The organism is Nocardia sp. NPDC058640, assembly GCF_042716995.1.
Lineage (GTDB): Bacteria > Actinomycetota > Actinomycetes > Mycobacteriales > Mycobacteriaceae > Nocardia.
Map to the genome: position 1 here is coordinate 1 of NZ_JBHXRG010000025.1, position 15728 is coordinate 15728.

The window sequence follows — 15728 nt, forward strand, 5'->3', positions numbered from 1 at the left end:
GTGTACGAGACCAAGGTGGTGGGCGATCGGTGGTCGCCGCGATCGTCGCAGGTGCGAGAGTTCTTGGCGCGCAACCAGTTGCCGTACCGGTGGTACCCGGTCGACGAACCCGAGGGCACCCGACTGCTCGAAGCGGCGGGCGCCGATCCGCTGACGTGTCCGGTGGTGATCACCGCCGCAGGCACCGCGCTGATCCAGCCCACCGACAGCGAGCTGGCCGAAAACGTCGGTCTCACAGTCGAACCCAGTGGTGACTTCTACGATCTGATCGTGGTCGGCGGCGGTCCGGCCGGGCTCGGCGCGGCGGTGTACGGCGCGTCGGAGGGGTTGCGCACGGTGCTGGTGGAGCGCACGGCCACCGGCGGTCAGGCGGGGCAGAGTTCGCGGATCGAAAACTATTTGGGGTTCCCCGACGGGGTGTCGGGGTCGCAGCTGGCGGATCGGGCGCGACGGCAGGCCACGAAGTTCGGTGCGGAGATCATCACCACTCGCGATGTGGTCGCGCTGGAAGTCAACGGTTCGGCGCGCACGGTGCGGTTCGCCGATGGCGGAAAGCTGTGTGCGCACACAGTTTTGATCGCCACGGGCGTGGACTATCGACGTCATCCGGCACCGGGCGTGGACGAATTCACCGGTCGCGGTGTGTATTACGGATCAGCAATGACCGAGGCAGCGGAGTGCGCCGAGCAGGAGGTCTACATCGTCGGCGGCGCGAACTCTGCCGGGCAGGCCGCGGTGTTCCTGTCCCGCAACGCCCGTCGCGTGCACCTGGTGGTGCGCGGTGACTCACTGGCGAAGTCGATGTCGCACTATCTCGTTCAGCAGATCGCGGCGATTCCCAACATCGTCGTGCACACCGAAACCGAGGTGGTCGGCGTCGACGGCGACGCACATCTCGAGCGAATCATCCTGCGCGACAACACCACCGGCACCGAGGACAAGGTCGACGCCCAACGCCTGTTCCTGTTCATCGGCGCCGCCCCGCAAACCGGCTGGCTCGAAGGCGTGGTCACCCGTGACGCCGCAGGTTACGTGCTGGCCGGACCCGACCTGATGGTCGACGGCACCCGACCGCCCGGCTGGGAACTCCCCCGCCCACCCCAACACCTGGAAACCAGCGTCCCCGGTGTGTTCGTCGCGGGCGACGTGCACGCCGAATCCGCCAAACGGGTCGCCTCCGCGGTCGGCGAGGGCGCGATGGCGGTCATGCTCGTCCATCGGTACCTCGCATGATCTGCGACCCGGAGGAACTGCGCACCCTGTTCCTGTTCGAGAAGCTGTCCGACGCGCAGCTCGCCGAACTGTGCGCGGTCGGCAAGATCGAATACGTCGATCCCGGCCCGGTTTTCCGCGAAGGCGAACCCGCGCGCAACTTCTACGTGCTGATCGACGGCGAAGTGCGGCTGACCAAACTGTCGGGCGGGGTGGAAGTCGAGATCAACCGCACCGGCAACCGCGGCGTGTACGCGGGCGCCTGGATGGCCTACATGGGTAACAAGGTGAGCCAGGACTACAACGGCTCCATGTACGTCCTGCGCCGGTCCCGCTTCCTGGTTCTCGATGCCGACGATTTCGCGCGCGTGATGAACGAGTGGTTCCCGATGGCGGTGCACCTGCTCGAGGGCGTGTTCTTCGGCAGCCAGAAGTCCAGTCAGCGCATCGCCGAACGCGAACGGCTGCTGGCCCTCGGTTCGCTGTCGGCCGGGCTGACCCACGAGCTCAACAACCCCGCGGCCGCCGCCGTCCGCGCGACTTCGGGCCTGCGCGAACGCGTGGCGGGAATGCGGCACAAGCTCAAGATGATGGCCGAAGGCGAGTTCCCACCGGAGGCGCTGGTCAAGCTCGTCGAACTGCAGGAACAGGCCGCCGACCAGGTCGCCAAGGCCCCCGACCTCAGCCCGCTGGAAGCCGCCGACCGCGAGGACGCGCTGGCTGACTGGTTCGAAGAACGCGGCATCGCCGACGGCTGGAACCTGGCCCCCACCTTCGTCCAAGCGGGCCTGGACACCGACTGGCTCGAAGGCGTGCACGCCACGCTAGAGGCCTGTCACGCACCGGTTTTCGAAGGCGCGGTGCGCTGGCTGAACTACACCATCGAGACCGAACTGCTGATGAACGAGATCTTCGACTCCACCACCCGCATCTCCACCCTGGTCGGCGCGGCGAAACAGTATTCGCAGATGGATCGCGCGCCCTACCAGGTCGTCGACCTGCACGAACTGCTCGACTCCACGCTGGTGATGCTCAACCGCAAACTCGGCGACGGCGTGCGCGTGGTCAAGGACTACGACCGCGGCCTGCCCCCGGTCCCCTGTTTCGCCGCCGAACTCAACCAGGTGTGGACCAACCTCATCGACAACGCCGTCTACGCGATGGGCGGGCAGGGCACGCTCACCATCCGCACCTTCAAGGAAAACGATTGCGCCGCCGTCGAAATCGCCGACACCGGACCCGGCATCCCGGCCGAACTCCGCAGCCGCATCTTCGAACCGTTCTTCACCACCAAACCGGTCGGCGACGGCACGGGCCTCGGCCTGGACATCTCGTTCCGGATCGTGACGAACAAACACAACGGCGACATCCGGGTCGAATCAGAACCCGGCAACACGCGGTTCATCGTCCGACTGCCCCTGCATCCCGCGCAGGAGGATGGGAGCACACCAACTACAGGAGGTCAGGATGGCTGAAGCGGGCATCGATCCCAGCGTGCCGCCCAGCGGCGCGGGCTGCGTGGAGTGCGACGAGACCGGCGGCTGGTGGGTACACCTGCGCCGATGCGCCCAATGCGGACACGTGGGCTGCTGCGACAGCTCACCGAGCAAGCACGCCACCAAGCACTTCCAGGCCACCCAGCACCCGTTCATGCAGAGCTACGAGCCGGGCGAGGACTGGTTCTACAACTTCGCCACCGGCGAGATGTACAGCGACGGACCAGAACTCGCCCCGCCCACCAGCCATCCCGCCGATCAGTCCGTGCCCGGCCCCGCCTCGCGCGTGCCGATGGACTGGCAGTCGCAGATCAGCTGACTACGGCTTCATCCCGGCGGCGTCGGCGACCGGCTTGTCGGCGTTGCCAGGAACCAGGCAGACCAGCTTGGCCGTGCTCAGTGCCACGTTGGGGCTGCCTTCGAACGGGCCGCCGGGGTTTTCCGCGAGGATCAGGTCGATCGCCTGCTTCTCGCCGTCGGCGTCCAGGGTCTTGAACTGCGCGCAGGTGATGTCCGCGCTGACCGCGGCCGGAGTGGGCGCGGCGGAGGTCTTGGTGGTGGTGGCGGGTGCGCTGGCGCTGGGCGTGCCCTTGCGCAGGCCGTTGGCGTCGGCGGATTCGTCGGCGGAACCGCACCCGGCCAGTGCCAGTGTCCCGGCGGCCAGAACAACGAGGGAGATTCGGTTCATCTGCTGCTTTCCCCGGTAGATCGCGGCGCCGGCACCTCCGGCGCGTCCGGTGCAGCGTACCGACTGGCGTACAGAGTTCGTCATGTCGCTCAGAATGGCCCGTCGACCTTGCGATGCTCCTATCGAATCCTGATCGCGCGCGAACACGGCAGAATGGGGCGGTGGCTGAACTTTCGCTCACCGCCCGGCTCAACCCCTCCGCAGCCGACGCCCGCCGCGGGGTGGTGCGCCTGCACCCCGAGACGCTGACGGCCCTGGGCCTACGCGAATGGGACGGCATCGCGCTGATCGGTGCGCGCCGGACCGCCGCGGTGGTGGCGAAAGCGCCCGCGGGGAGTCCGCCCGGCGTTGCCCTGCTCGACGACGTGACGCTGTCGAATGTGGGGTTGCGGGAGAACGCGGCGGTGATCGTCGCGCCGGTGACGGTGTTCGGCGCCAAACAGATCTCGCTGAGCGGTTCGGCGCACGCGATGGCCAGTATTCCGGCGGCCACCCTGCGGCAGGCACTGCTGGGCAAGGTGGTGACGGTGGGCGACACGGTGTCGCTGCTGCCGCGCGATCTGGGCCCCGATATCAGTTCGTCGGCGGCCACGCAGGCGCTGTCGCGTGCGTTCGGGATCGCCTGGACCACCGAGTTGCTCACTGTCACCGCGATCGATCCGATGCCGGGACCGGTTAGCGTGCAACCGAATTCGGCGGTCGGGTGGGGTGCCGGGGCTGCGGCGATCATGCACTCGGTCGAACGTGACGGTGAGACCGATCGGGCAATGCTCCAACCTGTGGACACGGTAGGTCCAGTCAGTGCGCCGGTGCTGGCGGAGGATCTCGCCGGAGTTCAGGGCCAGGCAGCCAAACTCGGCGAATGGCTGAGCTTGGCTCTCGACGAGCCCGAGTTGCTCAAATCCCTTGGCGCCCCGGCGGATCTGGGTGTTCTCATCACCGGGCCGGCGGGCGTCGGCAAGGCCACCCTCGCCAAAGCCGTTGCCGCACCGCGTCGCATCGTCGAACTGGACGGCCCCGGCGTCGGCGCGACCGAGAGCGGCGCCAGGCTGCGCACGGTCGCCGAAGCCGTCGCCGATGTGGCCACCGGTCAGGGCGGTGTCCTGCTGATCACCGATATCGACGCCCTGCTGCCCGCCGAAGCCGAACCCGTCGCCACCCTCATCCTCGACCAGCTGCGCGCGGCAGTACGCACCCCCTGCGTCGCCCTGCTGGCCACCACAGCCCATCCGACACAGGTTGATTCGCGTCTGCGCGGCCCCGACCTGTGCGATCGCGAACTCGCCCTGCCGTTGCCGACTGCGGCGATCCGACGCGCCCTCCTGGAACAGCTGCTGCGCAAAGTTCCCGCAGGCACACTCGACCTCGATGTGATCGCTTCGCGCACACCGGGTTTCGTCGTAGCCGACCTGACCGCACTGTGCCGAGAAGCAGCGGTACGTGCAGCCGGTCGAGCCAGCCGTGAACACACCGAACCCGAACTCACCCAGGACGACCTGGTCGGCGCGCTCGACGTCATCCGCCCGCTGTCCCGTTCGGGCACAGAGGAATTGGCGATCGGATCACTGGACCTCGACGACGTCGGCGACATGGTCGAAACCAAACAGGCCCTCACCGAAACCGTCCTGTGGCCGCTGCGCCACCCCGACTCGTTCGCCCGCCTGGGCATCGACCCGCCCCGCGGTGTCCTGCTCTACGGCCCGCCCGGCTGCGGCAAGACCTTCCTCGTGCGAGCGCTGGCAGGCACCGGTCAACTCAGTGTGCACGCGGTGAAAGGTGCTGAGCTGATGGACAAGTGGGTCGGCTCCTCCGAACGTGCCGTGCGCGAACTGTTCCAGCGCGCCCGCGATTCGGCCCCGTCGCTGATCTTCCTCGACGAGGTCGACGCGCTCGCTCCCCGACGCGGCCAGAACAGCGACTCCGGCGTCTCCGACCGGGTGGTCGCCGCCCTGCTCACCGAACTCGACGGTGTCGAGCCGCTGCGCGATGTGGTGGTGGTCGCCGCGACGAACCGCCCCGAACTGATCGACCCCGCGCTGCTGCGGCCCGGCCGACTCGACCGTCTCGTATTCGTCCCGCCGCCGGACGGTGCGGCGCGGCTGGAGATCCTGCGTACTGCGGGCCGCTCGGTCCCGCTCGCACCGGATGTCGATCTGGCCGCGCTGGCCGAGGATCTCGACGGCTACTCCGCAGCCGACTGCGCCGCACTACTGCGCGAGGCGGCCCTGTCCGCTCTGCGCCGAGACATGTCCGCCGCCGACGTCACCGCCCAGGACGTGGCCACCGCCCGCGCCACCGTGCGCCCCTCCCTCGACCCCGCCCAGGTCGAATCACTCCGCCGCTACGCCGACAGCAGGAGCTGATCCGTCGACAACAGTGGCTTGATCCGTACTCCCGCGCGGGGACTCGCACCCGCTGATCACCCACGACCTCCCAGGTAGCAGGGGTAATCGCCGGTATCGTCGATCCGGTGCCCAAGATCGGGAATGGTCTGGACGCGGTCACCGCATTCGCCGGGGCCGCGGCAGCGGGGATGTCGCTGTTTCTGCCCTTCACCTTCGGCATCGGCTCGACCCTCGAGTCGCCCTATCGCGTCACCAGTCTGGTCAACAGCGTCCCGCGCGCGGCGGCGCTGGGCCTGATCGTGGCCGTGGTCGTGGCCGTGCTGATCCGGCCGATCACCCGGCCCGGGCTGGTCTGGCTCGTGGCGACGGGCGCGGCGGCGGCTTCGGGAGTGAACTACGCGCTCGGACTGTGGATGACCTCCGCCGATGTGCTGTCCACCCAGAACTACATCGACGCGCTCACCGGTGGCGTGCTGTTGGGTTCGCTGGGCATCTGCGCGTTGCGATTGTGGTGGGCCGCAATCGGTTTCGCGCTGGGCATCGTGACGGTGTTCGTGTACGGCGAGGTAGTCGCGGTGTTCAGCTCGAACACCGCGGCCACGGCGCAGACCGCGGTGCACACGCCGATCTGGCTGATCGGCGGCGCGTGCGTGCTGTTGGCGGCGAACACGCTGCGGCACCGGCACGGCTTCATGCCGACCCCGTCCCCACGCCTGGCCGCGGACCTGCCGATCAGCCCGATCGTGTCCATTACCGTGCTGTCGTTGTCGCTGCTGCTGGCCACCGAATGGCTCGGGCTCGAGTTCGACGGGCGCCGCAGCAACTTCGGGTCGATCGCGGTGGCGGTGACGGTGACCGTGGTGGCGGCCTTCATCGCCGCTGTCCTGTTGCCGGGGCGCGACGGTGCGGCCGTGCTGGTCGCGGTCAGTCTGGCCGCGGCGGGCGACGCGCTGGGTGACGCCGAGGCACTGGGTCCGCATCTGGTGCTCGTGCTGGCGATCGGCGCGGCCGCGATCCTGGCGGGACTGCGCTGGGCGACGCCGTGGGGCGCGCTGTTGGGCGTCGGCGCGGTCTGCGTGTTCGCCGCGCTGGCCGATCGCCTGCCCTGGTCGATCGCGTGGACGTCCGGCGTGGTGCTGCTCTCCGCCGCAACGGGTTTCGCGGCAGGCTCGGTTCGGGTCACCTACCTGCCCAGTGCGGTGCTGGGGATCGGCGCGCTGTACCTGCCGTCGGTGCTGTGGTCCATTCCCACCCGGCATCGCCAGTGGCCGACCAGCTCGACCCCGGTCGACGAGGGCACGCCGGGTCGCGTCGCGCTGGCCATCACGATCGGCGCCGCCGCCGCACTGATGCTGCTGTACCGGATCAGGCCGGCCACCCCTGCTGCGGTGGCCACTCCGGCAGACCCCGATCCCACCCCCGAACCGTAGCGCGATAGCCGCACCCCGCGCGACATGGCCGACGCGACAACCGCGGTGCCGCCGAACATCCCGTTCCCGCCCGTAGGATCGAGCCCGCGCTACTCGACCGCTACCTACCTTGACGGAGGGGGAGTTGCTAGCCGTACTGCTCGTTCACGCACTGGCCGCACTGCTGGCCCCGCTGTGCGTGCGAGTGCTGGGCCGCAACGCTTTCTACCTGCTGGCGCTGGTCCCGCTCGGCGGGCTGGGTTGGGTGGTCGCGCACTGGGGCGAGACCGTGCGCACGCGGGTGGAATGGGCGCCGCAGATTTCGATGAACATCGATCTGCGGTTCGATGCGCTGTCCGCGGTGCTGTGCACGCTGATCCTGGGCGTCGGCGCGCTGATCCTGGCCTATTGTGGCCGCTACTTCGAACGTGACGAAGCACGGCTGGGCGTGTTCGCCGCCGAGCTGACCGGGTTCGCCGGTGCCATGTTCGGCCTGGTCACCAGCGATAACATGCTGCTGCTGTACGTGTTCTGGGAAATCACCACGGTGCTGTCGTTCCTGCTCGTGGGCCATTACGCCGAACGTTCGGTGAGCCGAAGGGCCGCGATCCAGGCGCTGTTGGTGACGGGTGCGGGCGGGCTGGCGATGCTGGTCGGGATCGTCATTCTCGGACTGCGCTACGACAGTTTCCTGCTGTCGGATCTGCTCGCGAACCCGGTACCAGGCGGCAGCGCGGTGTCGGTGGCGGTCGGCTTGGTGCTGCTGGGCGCGATCAGCAAATCCGCGATTGTGCCGCTGCACTTCTGGCTGCCCGGCGCGATGGCGGCGCCCACACCGGTCAGTGCGTACCTGCATGCCGCCGCGATGGTGAAAGCGGGCGTCTACCTGGTCGCCCGGCTCGCACCCGCACTCGCGCAGACCACCCCCTGGCACTTGATGTTGTTGCCGCTGGGCATCATCACCATGCTGCTGGCCGGGTGGCGAGCGATCCAGGTACACGACCTGAAGCTGGTGTTGGCGTTCGGCACCGTCAGCCAACTGGGTCTGATGATCACCATGGTCGGCATCGGCACCCCCGACGCCGCCCTGGCCGGACTCACCCTGCTGGTGGCACACGGACTGTTCAAGGCGTGCCTGTTCATGGTGGTCGGCATCATCGACCACGGCGCGGGCACCCGCGACCTGCGCAGACTGTCGGGCCTCGGCCAACGCGCACCGGTGCTGTGCGCGATCGCGATACTCGCCGCGCTGAGTATGGCCGGACTGCCCCCGCTGCTCGGATTCGTCGGCAAGGAATCGGCACTGAGCGCACTGTGGTCGGCGGAAGTGTTGAGCACGCCGGTGCGCGTGGCGATGCTGGCCGGAGTGGCCGTCGGGTCGGCGTTCACCGTGGCCTATGCGATCCGATTCGTCTGGGGCGCTTTCGGCATCACCGCCAACCCCGAACGCGAGACGACCTGGCACACACCCGGTCCACTGCTGCTCGGCCCGCCCGCGGTGCTCGCGGTAGCCGGGCTGGTAGGCGGTCTCACCACCCCGACCGTGGACCGCTGGCTCAACCCCTACGCGGAGTCACTGTCCGGCGTGCTCGACACCCATCTCGCCCTCTGGCACGGTTTCAACGGTCCACTCGGCCTGACGGTGCTCATCGTCGCCGCCGGCGTGGCCCTGTTCCTGATCCGCGGCCGCATCGGCGAACCCGCCCACCCGCGCCTGGGCAACGCCGACCGCAACTACGACGCGGCCCTGCGCGCGATGGACCGCCTCTCGCTGCGAATCACCGGCACCGTGCAGTCCGGTTCGCTGCCGGCCAGCCAGGCCACGATCCTGGGCACGCTCATCATCTTGCCCACGGTGCTGCTCGCAGTGGGCACCCGCACGGGAGTGCAACTGCGACTGTGGGATTCACCGCTGCAGGCCGGGATCGGCGGGATCATGATCGCGATGGCGTTGGCCGCCACCGTCTTACGCAATCGTCTGGCCAGCGTGCTCGTGGTCGGCGTGGTCGGTTACGGCTGCGGTGTGATCTTCGCGCTGCACGGCGCGCCCGATCTGGCACTGACCCAATTCCTGGTCGAGACAGTCACTTTGGTCACCTTCGTGCTGGTACTGCGGGCGTTTCCCGCGGAGATCGCCGAAAGCCAAGGCACCGCTTTCAAATTCCGGCGAGCGCTGCTGGCGATCGCCGTCGGCGTCACCGTCCCCGTGCTGGCCGCATTCGCCATCGCCGCCCGCCACAGCGACCCGATCTGGCACGCGATCCCGGATGCCGCCTACCGACTGGGCGGCGGCAAGAACGCGGTCAACGTCCTGCTGGTGGACATCCGCGCCTGGGACACCCTCGGCGAGATCTCGGTGCTGGTGGTCGCCGCGACCGGTGTCGCCTCGCTGGTGTTCCGCAGCCGCCGCTTCGGCAGCGCCCCCCGCGCCGCCGAATCACCCCACTACGACCCCGACAAGGTGAGCTGGCTGCCCGCCGCGCGCCTGCTCGACAGCCGCGACCGGTCGATGGTCCTGCAGATCACCACCCGCCTGGTCTTCCCCACCATCATGGTGCTGTCGGTGTACTTCTTCTTCTCCGGCCACAACGCCCCCGGCGGCGGCTTCGCGGGCGGCCTGGTCGCCGGGCTCGCGCTGACCCTGCGCTACCTCGCGGGCGGACGCTACGAACTGGGCGAAGCCCTCCCGGTCGACGCCGGTCACCTGCTCGGCGCGGGCCTCACCTTGGCCGCGGGCACCGCGACCGCCTCGCTGCTACTGGGAGCACCCCCACTGTCCTCCACCATCATCGAGGTGACCCTGCCCCTGCTGGGCAATATCAAGCTGGTCACCGCCATGTTCTTCGACCTGGGCGTCTACCTGGTGATCGTCGGGTTGGTGCTGGACGTGCTGCGCAGCCTCGGCGCCCGCCTGGACAAGGAACTGTCATGAGCGCGAACCTGATCATGCTCATCACCATCGGCGTGCTGACCGCGTGCGGGGTCTACCTGCTGCTCGAGCGAGTCGTGTCGAAGATGCTGCTGGGCATGATCCTGCTCGGCAACGCCGTCAACCTGCTGATCCTGACCATGGGCGGCCCCGACGGGAAACCACCGATCCTGGGCAGCTCCGACACCTCCCCCGAAGGCATGGCCGACCCGCTCGCCCAGGCCATGGTGCTCACCGCGATCGTGATCACCATGGGCCTGGCCGCTTTCGTCCTCGCCCTGGCCTACCGCGCCTACATGCTGACCACCACCGAAGACATCACCAACGACCCCGAGGACGCCCAGGTCGCCTCCCGCCGCGAACGGGAGGACCCCGAACTGTGACGCTGTCCCCGGATGTTCTGCCCGGCATCGCCGCACTGCCCGTACTGGTTCCGTTGCTCGCCGCCGCCGCCACGCTGGTGTTCGGCCGACGCCCGCGACTGCAGGCCATGATCACGCTGTCGGCACTGTCGGTGGTGCTGGTGATCAGCGCCCTGCTGCTGTACCTGGCCGACCGCGACGGCACCACCGCCGTGCAGGTCGGCGGCTGGCCGACCCCGATCGGCATCACCCTGGTGGTGGACCGACTCAGCGCCGCCATGCTGCTGGTCTCTGCCTTCGTCTTGCTCGTAGTGTCGATTTATGGTGCGGGACAGAACATTTCCGACGGCGACGAACACCAACCCACCTCGATCTACCGCCCCACCTATCTGATTCTGACTGCGGGCGTGTCGACCGCGTTCCTGGCCGGTGACCTGTTCAACCTGTTCGTCGGCTTCGAGATCCTGCTCGTCGCCTCGTTCGTGTTGCTCACCGTCGGCGCCACCGAGGAACGCATCCGCACCGGCATCGCCTACGTGATGGTGTCGATGGTGTCGTCGCTGATCTTCCTGATCGGCATCGCCATCACCTACGCGGCCACGGGCACCCTGAACCTCGCGCAGCTGGCCGTGCGCCTGGAAGCCGTCCCCGACGGCGTGCGCACCGCCTGCTACGCGGTGCTGCTGGTGGCGTTCGGGATCAAGGCGGCGGTGTTCCCGCTGTCGAGCTGGCTGCCCGACTCCTACCCCACCGCGCCCGCCCCGGTCACCGCGGTGTTCGCGGGCCTGCTCACCAAAGTCGGTGTGTACGCGATCATCCGCACCCACACGCTGTGGTTTCCCGACGGCGCGTTCGACAACATCCTGCTGGTGTGCGGCCTGGCGACCATGCTCGTCGGCATCCTCGGCGCCATCGCGCAGACCGATATCCGACGACTGCTGTCGTTCACCCTGATCAGCCACATCGGCTACATGGTCTTCGGCATCGGCCTGGCCACCACCGCCGGACTGACCGGCGCGGTGTTCTACGTGGCCCACCACATCCTCGTGCAGACCGCGCTGTTCCTGGCCGTCGGACTGATCGAACGGCAGGCCGGGTCGGTGTCGCTGCGCCGGATCGGCGGCCTCGCCACCGCTAGCCCGCTACTGGGCGTGCTGTTCTTGCTTCCGGCCTTGAATCTCGGTGGGATTCCGCCCTTTTCGGGATTCATCGGCAAAGTCGCGCTACTGGAAGCCGGTGCCGCCGAGGGCAGCGTGTTGGCCTGGGTGCTGGTCGCGGGATCGGTGATCACGAGCCTGCTCACGCTGTACGCGGTCGCACGAGTGTGGAGCAAAGCCTTCTGGCGCCCGCGCGAGGAAGCCCCGGAAGGACACCTCACCGCCGCGAATCTGCCTACCCTGGTGGAGGATTCGACCGACGTGCATTACGAGGACCGCACCGACCCCGGCCGGATGCCGGTACTGATGGTGCTGGCGACCGCCGGACTCGTGACCGCCGGACTCGCACTCACCGTGTTCGCCGGCCCGATCCTCGGCATCGCCGAACGCGCAGCCGACGACCTCCACAACCCGTCGGTCTACATCGACTCCGTCCTCGGTCCGGTGGCGCAATGAGCCGACTCGTCAACCGCGACAACGTCCTTCGCCTCGGCGTGCTGGTCTGGCTGACCGCGGTCTGGGTGGCACTGTGGGGCGACCTGAGCATCGCCAACGTGCTCGGCGGCATCGTCGTCGCACTGATCGTGGTCATCGCCCTACCCCTGCCGCTGGTCCCGGTCTCCGGCCGTTTCCACCCACTGTCGTTTCTCGAATTGCTCGCTGTGAGCACCTATTACGCGCTCGAATCGAGTCTGCAGGTCGCCTGGTTCGCGATCCGCCCCAGCGGCCCCCCGGTCTCGGGCGTGCTGCGCGTGCACCTGGGCATCCAGTCCGACCTCGTGCTGGTGATGTGCACCGACCTGCTCAACCTGATCCCCGGCACCATGGTGCTGGAACTGGACCGCCCCCGCTGCGTGGTCTACGTCCACGTCCTGGATGTGGGCAGCGACGAAGCGGTCGCGAAGTTCTACCGCACGACCCGACGGCTGGAGCACCTGATGATCAACTCCTTCGAACGACCCAGCGAACGACGTCGCCCCACGCGGGTACAACCGTGACCGCCGTCGCCGTGATCGCCGCTATCTTGCTCACCGCCGCCGCGGTGATCACCAGCTACCGCGTGCTCGCCGGACCCAGCACGCTGGACCGGGTCGTCGGCATCGATTCGCTGATGGCCATTTCGGCCTCGGCCCTGGCGGTATGGGCGGCGTACAGCGGCGACACCTCAGTGATCCCGGCGATCGTGGCACTGTCGCTGGTGGGCTTCCTCGGCTCGGCCGCGGTCACCCGATTCCGTGTGCGGGACGACCGGTGAGCGCGTGGGAATGGGTCTCGGCGATCCTGATCCTGGCCGGTTGCGTGCTCGCCTTCACCGCGTCGATCGGCATCGTCCGCTTCCCCGACACCCTGACCCGCATGCACGCGGCCACCAAACCGCAGGTGGTCGGGTTGATCTTGGTGCTGCTCGGCACGGGCATCGACATCCGCGGGGACGTCGATGTCTGGATGTTGGTGCTCACCGGCCTGTTCACGATCATCACGGCCCCGGTGGTCGCCCACCTCATCGGCCGCACCGCCTACCGCGAACAACGCCACCGGGACGGAATCTCCTAGCGGCCGAAGGATTCCGGCATCCGGTCAGGCCAGTTGCTCGACGGAGCCGGCCTGGCGCGCAGCCGGAGCGGTGAACCAGGTGTTGTGGAAGGCCACGATCACCGCCACCAACAGCCCGATCACGATCGCGCCCCCCGCCATCGGATATTCGGCCATCGGCACCGCGAGATACCGGTACGCCAACAGCAGCGCCGCGAACACCGCCACCCCGAACCCGACCAGTCGAATCCGGAACGCACCCCACCCACGCTCGGGCGCACGCAACGCCGACTCCACCGTCAGGCACAGCACCGCGCCCGCGACCAGATCCACGCCGTAGTGGTAGCCGAAGCCCAGCGTGGCGGTGACCGTGGCGGCCAGCCAGAACGCCCCGCCCCAGCGCATCCAGACCGGCGCGCGCGACCCGTCGATGTCACGGCGGGTGTGGATGAACAGCGCCAGCGCCCAGGCGGTGTGCATCGAGGGCATGCAGTTGCGCGGGGTGACCTCGTCGAACGTCAACGCGGACGGATTCGAGTCGATCGGCGGCAGCGCGGCGGGCCAGAAGTTGCCGACCTCGAACCCGTGCCCGTCGGCCCCGAACGCGAACATCGGCCCCACCACCGGGAACAGCACATAGAACAGCGGCCCGACCAAGCCCAGGACCAGGAACGTGCGCACCAGATAGTGGCTGGGCCAGTGCCCGGTGGTGACCACCTTGCGCAGCTGCCACACCGCCACCGCGATCGCCGCCACCGGCAGTTCGATATAGACCCAGTGCAGCACCGCGTACACCTCGGGCCCGAGCACATCCAGCACCCGCCCGACCACCCATGACGGGTCACCGAGCGCGTGATCGGCCAGCAGCGCGTATTCGTCGAGCACCGTGGGCCGCACGGCCGAGGTCAGGTGCAACCACACGTCACCGACCTTGGTGGCCAGCACCAACAGCGCACCCAGCGCCACGGCCTTCAACGCATCGGCGCGCTCCCGCCCACGCCACCGCACCGCCGCGATCACGCCCAGCGCCGCCAGCACGATCGTCGGACCGTTGCCGAACGACAGCGGACTACCGTCGAGCAGCCGCAACGCCACCCACACCGCATCGATCCCGATCGCCGCTGTCAGCGCGAGCACCCGTCGACGCGTGGAAATCCCGACCAGCGCGAGCACGAACCCGGCCCACGGCACCGACATCGACTTGGGCGTACCGACGAGGTCACGAGCCAGACTGACCAGCGGCCCTTCGAAGCCCATGACCGACGCGACGATCTGCAACGCGACCAGCAGCGCGAGCACCGCGACCACCGCGATAACGGCCAGTGTCCGCGGTTCGCGCAGGCGGGAACCGAGGGTGGCACCCCCCGCCGCGGTGCGAGGTTGTTCGACAAGCATCCAGCCATCGTAAACGGCGGGTTAACGCCAGCCCGCTGCGCAGCTGAACGCTACTGATCCAGCTCGCGCACCAGTGCGTCCACGACCGCGACCATATCGCCCTGCGTGGCGGCCGCGACTCGGCGTTGCCGCTGGTAGGAGGCGCCGTGGCGCGGAATGTCGGCGACCGCGGCCAGCTCGTCGGCACAACCGAGCCGCCGCGCGGTCGGTTCCAATCGGGTGAGCAGGTCGGTGAGATCGTCGGTGACCAAACGCTCGTTGCTGTCGTCGTCGACGATGATGATCGCGTCCAGGCCGTAGCGCGCGGCCCGCCACTTGTTCTCCTGCACGTGCCACGGCGGCAGCGTCGGCAGCGTCTCACCGTTTTCCAGCCGCTGGTCCAGGTCCACGATCAGGCAGTGGATCAGCGCGGCCACCGAGGCCAGCTCCGCGCGGCTGGACAGCCCGTCACACACGCGCACTTCGATGGTGCCCCACTTGGGGGCCGGTCGGATGTCCCAGTGCATGCCGCCGAGTTGTTCGAACACACCGGTTTTCACCTGGTCGTGCACGAAACCTTCGAACTGGCGCCAGTTCTCGAACTGGAACGGCAGCCCCGCGGTGGGCAACTGCTGGAACATCAGCGCGCGATTGCTGGCGTACCCGGTGTCGTCACCGGACCACATCGGCGACGACGCCGACAGCGCCAGCAGATGCGGATACGACAGCAGCAGCGAGTTCAGAATCGGAAAGACCTTGTCCCGGTGCGAAACTCCCACGTGCACGTGCACGCCCCAGATGAGCATCTGGCGGCCCCACCACTGGGTGCGCTCGATGAGTTCGTCGTAATGCGGTGAGCGCGTGAGCTGTTGGGCCGACCACTGCGCGAACGGATGCGTGCCCGCGCAGAACAGGTCGACGCCCAGCGGATCGGCCGCGCGGCGCACCGCGTCCATGGTGCCGCGCAGTTCCTCGACCGCGCCGCCGACCGTGTCGTGCACGCCGGTCACCAATTCGACTGTGTTGCGCAGTAATTCCTTGGTCACCTGCTGCGTGCCGTCGTGCGCGCGCAGGTCACCGACCGCGTCGAAGACCGCCGAGGCGGTATTGGACAGATCGCGCGTCACCTTGTCGACGAGCGCGATCTCCCATTCGATGCCGATGGTCGGCCGGGGCGAACCGTGAAACGCAACTGGCTGGAATGCCCCGGCCACGCGAGTCTC

General features: G+C 68.4%; 14 protein-coding genes. 11 read left to right on the forward strand and 3 right to left on the reverse strand.

Translation table 11 applies throughout. From position 1 onward, the window contains the following. The 3 genes from ACFWU5_RS22375 to ACFWU5_RS22385 all read left to right on the forward strand — a co-directional run. Positions 1-1233, forward strand: a 1233-nt coding sequence (locus ACFWU5_RS22375; RefSeq protein ID WP_379268604.1) for an NAD(P)/FAD-dependent oxidoreductase, incomplete at its 5' end; no start/stop codon positions are given. Further along, the gene (locus tag ACFWU5_RS22380; RefSeq protein ID WP_379268606.1) at positions 1230-2687 is read left to right on the forward strand and encodes an ATP-binding protein; all 1458 of its coding nucleotides are present in this window, start codon (positions 1230-1232) and stop codon (positions 2685-2687) included. The genes ACFWU5_RS22375 and ACFWU5_RS22380, both read left to right, overlap by 4 nt. Then, the gene (locus tag ACFWU5_RS22385; RefSeq protein WP_379243674.1) at positions 2680-3027 is read left to right on the forward strand and encodes a UBP-type zinc finger domain-containing protein; all 348 of its coding nucleotides are present in this window, start codon (positions 2680-2682) and stop codon (positions 3025-3027) included. The genes ACFWU5_RS22380 and ACFWU5_RS22385 overlap by 8 nt, the downstream gene beginning before the upstream one ends. Here ACFWU5_RS22385 and ACFWU5_RS22390 read toward each other — a convergent pair whose 3' ends face one another. After that, positions 3028-3480: a hypothetical protein gene (locus ACFWU5_RS22390; protein WP_379268607.1), complete on the reverse strand. Its 453-nt coding sequence runs from the start codon at positions 3478-3480 to the stop codon at positions 3028-3030. It lies immediately after the preceding gene. Between the two features lie 29 nt (positions 3481-3509). On the opposite strand from ACFWU5_RS22390, the gene ACFWU5_RS22395 reads away from it, so the two are divergent. The 8 genes from ACFWU5_RS22395 (at position 3510) to mnhG (ending at position 13152) form a co-directional block, all read left to right on the forward strand. Beyond that, positions 3510-5759: an AAA family ATPase gene (locus ACFWU5_RS22395; RefSeq protein WP_379268609.1), complete on the forward strand. Its 2250-nt coding sequence runs from the start codon at positions 3510-3512 to the stop codon at positions 5757-5759. A 107-nt stretch (positions 5760-5866) separates the two neighbouring features. Beyond that, a complete protein-coding gene (locus tag ACFWU5_RS22400; RefSeq protein WP_379268611.1) occupies positions 5867-7171 on the forward strand; it encodes a hypothetical protein in 1305 nt (434 codons plus the stop codon). Positions 7172-7295: 124 nt separating this feature from the next. Further along, the gene (locus ACFWU5_RS22405) at positions 7296-10082 is read left to right on the forward strand and encodes a Na+/H+ antiporter subunit A (RefSeq protein ID WP_379268613.1); all 2787 of its coding nucleotides are present in this window, start codon (positions 7296-7298) and stop codon (positions 10080-10082) included. After that, the gene (locus ACFWU5_RS22410; RefSeq protein WP_379268615.1) at positions 10079-10462 is read left to right on the forward strand and encodes a Na(+)/H(+) antiporter subunit C; all 384 of its coding nucleotides are present in this window, start codon (positions 10079-10081) and stop codon (positions 10460-10462) included. Before ACFWU5_RS22405 ends, ACFWU5_RS22410 begins: the two co-directional genes overlap by 4 nt. Next, complete coding sequence (locus ACFWU5_RS22415) at positions 10459-12054, forward strand: Na+/H+ antiporter subunit D (protein ID WP_379268617.1); 1596 nt, start codon at positions 10459-10461, stop codon at positions 12052-12054. Before ACFWU5_RS22410 ends, ACFWU5_RS22415 begins: the two co-directional genes overlap by 4 nt. Further along, complete coding sequence (locus tag ACFWU5_RS22420; RefSeq protein ID WP_379268619.1) at positions 12051-12596, forward strand: Na+/H+ antiporter subunit E; 546 nt, start codon at positions 12051-12053, stop codon at positions 12594-12596. Before ACFWU5_RS22415 ends, ACFWU5_RS22420 begins: the two co-directional genes overlap by 4 nt. Next, positions 12593-12853 carry a monovalent cation/H+ antiporter complex subunit F gene (locus ACFWU5_RS22425; RefSeq protein WP_379268621.1) on the forward strand — a complete coding sequence of 87 codons (261 nt, stop codon included), beginning with the start codon at positions 12593-12595 and terminating at the stop codon, positions 12851-12853. The genes ACFWU5_RS22420 and ACFWU5_RS22425 overlap by 4 nt, the downstream gene beginning before the upstream one ends. Beyond that, entirely contained in the window at positions 12850-13152 is a 303-nt protein-coding gene (gene mnhG / locus ACFWU5_RS22430) for a monovalent cation/H(+) antiporter subunit G (protein ID WP_379243691.1), read from the forward strand. The genes ACFWU5_RS22425 and mnhG overlap by 4 nt, the downstream gene beginning before the upstream one ends. A 24-nt stretch (positions 13153-13176) precedes the next feature. Here mnhG and ACFWU5_RS22435 read toward each other — a convergent pair whose 3' ends face one another. Together ACFWU5_RS22435 and ACFWU5_RS22440 are read right to left on the reverse strand one after the other, a co-directional pair. Then, positions 13177-14526 (reverse strand): DUF5933 domain-containing protein, encoded by a 1350-nt coding sequence (locus ACFWU5_RS22435; protein WP_379268623.1) that lies wholly within the window; start codon positions 14524-14526, stop codon positions 13177-13179. A gap of 50 nt (positions 14527-14576) precedes the next feature. After that, positions 14577-15719 carry a glutamate--cysteine ligase gene (locus tag ACFWU5_RS22440; RefSeq protein WP_379243695.1) on the reverse strand — a complete coding sequence of 381 codons (1143 nt, stop codon included), beginning with the start codon at positions 15717-15719 and terminating at the stop codon, positions 14577-14579. Between the last annotated feature and the right edge of the window lie 9 nt (positions 15720-15728).

Bases quoted from the DNA above. Each gene is read 5' to 3' on its own strand.
- ACFWU5_RS22380 (WP_379268606.1), top strand. From the start codon at position 1,230: ATGATCTGCGACCCGGAGGAACTGCGCACCCTGTTCCTGTTCGAGAAG.
- ACFWU5_RS22385 (WP_379243674.1), top strand. From the start codon at position 2,680: ATGGCTGAAGCGGGCATCGATCCCAGCGTGCCGCCCAGCGGCGCGGGC.
- ACFWU5_RS22390 (WP_379268607.1), bottom strand. From the start codon at position 3,480: ATGACGAACTCTGTACGCCAGTCGGTACGCTGCACCGGACGCGCCGGA.
- ACFWU5_RS22395 (WP_379268609.1), top strand. From the start codon at position 3,510: ATGCTCCTATCGAATCCTGATCGCGCGCGAACACGGCAGAATGGGGCG.
- ACFWU5_RS22410 (WP_379268615.1), top strand. From the start codon at position 10,079: ATGAGCGCGAACCTGATCATGCTCATCACCATCGGCGTGCTGACCGCG.
- ACFWU5_RS22420 (WP_379268619.1), top strand. From the start codon at position 12,051: ATGAGCCGACTCGTCAACCGCGACAACGTCCTTCGCCTCGGCGTGCTG.
- ACFWU5_RS22435 (WP_379268623.1), bottom strand. From the start codon at position 14,526: ATGCTTGTCGAACAACCTCGCACCGCGGCGGGGGGTGCCACCCTCGGT.